Source organism: Saccharomonospora saliphila YIM 90502 (assembly GCF_000383795.1).
Classification (GTDB): domain Bacteria; phylum Actinomycetota; class Actinomycetes; order Mycobacteriales; family Pseudonocardiaceae; genus Saccharomonospora; species Saccharomonospora saliphila.
The window spans coordinates 18,435-20,912 of the sequence record NZ_KB912653.1 but is presented as its reverse complement, the minus strand read 5'-3'; the positions used below and the strand labels follow the sequence as shown (position 1 = coordinate 20,912).

The 2,478-nt window shown below is 73.2% G+C and carries 3 protein-coding genes; 1 reads left to right on the top strand and 2 read right to left on the bottom strand.

The features are described from left to right. Positions 1-141 precede the first annotated feature (141 nt). The gene (locus tag SACSA_RS0108790) at positions 142-438 is read right to left on the bottom strand and encodes a hypothetical protein (protein ID WP_028661699.1); all 297 of its coding nucleotides are present in this window, start codon (positions 436-438) and stop codon (positions 142-144) included. Between the two features lie 88 nt (positions 439-526). Between SACSA_RS0108790 and SACSA_RS0108785 the strand changes: the two genes are divergently transcribed. Further along, positions 527-1,630 (top strand): branched-chain amino acid aminotransferase, encoded by a 1,104-nt coding sequence (locus SACSA_RS0108785; RefSeq protein WP_028661698.1) that lies wholly within the window; start codon positions 527-529, stop codon positions 1,628-1,630. An 83-nt stretch (positions 1,631-1,713) separates the two neighbouring features. On the opposite strand, the gene SACSA_RS22130 is transcribed toward SACSA_RS0108785, so the two are convergent. After that, positions 1,714-2,478 (bottom strand): nicotinate-nucleotide--dimethylbenzimidazole phosphoribosyltransferase (locus SACSA_RS22130; RefSeq protein ID WP_019815153.1); only part of this gene is annotated, 765 nt, incomplete at its 5' end.

The following is a 2,478-nucleotide window of genomic DNA, read 5'->3' as shown; positions in this document are numbered from 1 at the left end:
GTACCACGGGTAGAAGTCAGCCCGGGTCTGGTACTCGGAACACCGGGAGGCGATTTCGGAGAAGGATTTCCTGCGCGGGCGGGCGTCCCGCTGAGAGCGGGCGCCGGTTGGCGTTGCCGTCGGCGGGGTCGGAGGCGGCCGTCAGGCCATCGCGACGGCGAGCCCGAACAGGGCGGCGGCGCTGGCCGCGAGAATCACGAGGGACTTGGCCGGGATGTCCTTCGGAAAGACGGTGCCGTGCAGGTCCTTCCACCACAGCACCCCGAACACCGTGCCGACCAGTCCGAGGAAGAAGCCGAACCCGCCGACCATGACGTAGCCGATCAGCACGAGCATGCCGCAGGCGAAGGTGAGCAGGGCCGCGGTGGCGAAGGTCTTGGCGTGGGCGGCGGGGCCGGTGGCCGGGGAGCCGGTCGCGCGCTGGGACGGGGAAGTCACGCGCACATCGTAGAGGCCGCGCTCCTCCCGTGCGGACGATATGACGAGGAATGTTCTGACGTCCTAGCGAAGCGATATGCTGTCCGCCATGACTACCACGATCCCCTTCCGCCGCACGCCCAGCACGAATCCCGCCCCCGAGGAGCGGGTCGCTGAGGTACTGGCGAAGCCGGGATTCGGGTTGAGTTTCACCGACCACATGGTCACGGCCGTCTGGGACGCGGGCCAGGGCTGGCACGACGCCGAGCTGCGGCCGTACGCGGGGCTGTCCCTCGACCCGGCCACCGCGGTGCTGCACTACGGCCAGGCGATCTTCGAGGGGCTCAAGGCGTACCGGCAGCCGGACGGCTCCGTGAAGGCTTTCCGCCCCGACGCGAACGCGGCGCGCTTTCGCCGCTCGGCACGGCGGATGGCGATGCCGGAGCTGCCCGACGACCTCTTCCTCGGGTCGATCCACGAACTGATCGCCGCCGACGAGCGGTGGGTGCCCACCCGCCAGGGCGACTCCCTCTACCTCCGCCCCTTCATGATCGCGACCGAGGTGGGTCTCGGCGTGAACCAGCCGTCGCAGCACTACCTCTACCACCTCATCGGCTCGCCCGCCGGATCGTACTTCGCGGGCGGGGTCACGCCCGTGAGCGTGTGGCTGTCCACGGAGTACGTGCGGGCCGCCCCCGGCGGCACCGGGGAGGCCAAGTGCGCGGGCAACTATGCGGCCTCCTTCGTGGCGCAGCGGCAGGCGGTCGAGCAGGGCTGCGACCAGGTCGTCTGGCTCGACGCGGCCGAGCACCGCTGGGTCGAGGAGATGGGCGGGATGAACCTGTTCTTCGTCTTCGGCTCCGGTCGGGACGCGCGGCTGGTCACGCCCGAACTCAGCGGGGCGCTGCTGCCGGGGATCACGCGGGAGTCGTTGATCACGCTGGCCTCCGACTTCGGTTACCCGGTGGAACAGCGCCGCATCTCCACCGACGAGTGGGAGCGGGCGGCCGCTTCCGGCGAGCTGACCGAGGTCTTCGCCTGCGGAACGGCGGCGGTGATCACGCCCGTGGGCCGTGTCCGGCACGAGGGCGGTGAGTTCACCGTCGGCGACGGCAGGCCCGGCGAGGTCACCATGCGGCTGCGCGAGGAACTGACCGGCATCCAGGAGGGCACCCGGCCCGACCCGCACGGCTGGATGCACACCCTGGGCTGAGCCGGGTCGCGGCGTACGCGTCGCGGGCCCGCCGGGACCCGGGAAGGTCGATCGCGGGTCCCCCGGCGGACCGGCTTCAGTCGTCAGCCGTCGTCGGCGGGCGGGCCCGCCACACGCGCGGCCATCGACAGCAGCGGCAGCACCGCCAGCGCCCCGTATCCGCCTTCTTCGGCGATGCCCAGATCGACGACCGGGTGGAGGTCGAGGTGTTCCAGCGCGAGCGCCTGCGCGGGTTCGGGGCCGCGGTGGGCCGCCGTCCACCAGGCGCGAGCGCCCGGCGCGAGTTCCTCGGCGAGCAGCGCCGCCGCGCTGACCACCAATCCGTCGAGCAGCACCGGTGTGCGCCGGACGGCGGCCTGGGCGAGGAACCCGGCGAGGGCGGCCAGGTCCGCCCCTCCCGCCGTGCGCAGGAGCTCAAGCGGCTCGGTCACCACCGGCCGCGCCCGGCGCAGCCCGTCGCGGACCGCGAGCGCCTTGCGCATCCACGTGACATCGTCGATGCCCGAACCCCTGCCCACGACGGCGACGGGTTCGGCGCCGGTCAGCGCGGCCACCAGCGTCGAGGCGGGGGTGCTCGCCCCGACACCCACCCCCGCCGCCAGGAGCAGGTCGGCGCCCGCCTCCACTTCGTCGTCGGCCACCTGGGCACCGGCCCGCACGGCGGCCTCGACCTCGTCCTCTCCGAGCGCGTCCTCCACGTCGATGGCGCCGGAAGCGTCACGCACGTGGGTGTCCGCCGGGCCGTCCTGCTCCGTGGGCCCGGGGAAGTCCGCACCCGTGTCCTCGCCGCCGGGCGTGCCGTCGGCGAGGCCGGGGCCGGTCGGGCCGGGGCTGACGGCCACGTCGAC

What these genes read in the sequence shown, in the direction of transcription:
- SACSA_RS0108785 (WP_028661698.1), top strand. Translation starts at nt 527, where the DNA reads ATGACTACCACGATCCCCTTCCGCCGCACGCCCAGCACGAATCCCGCC.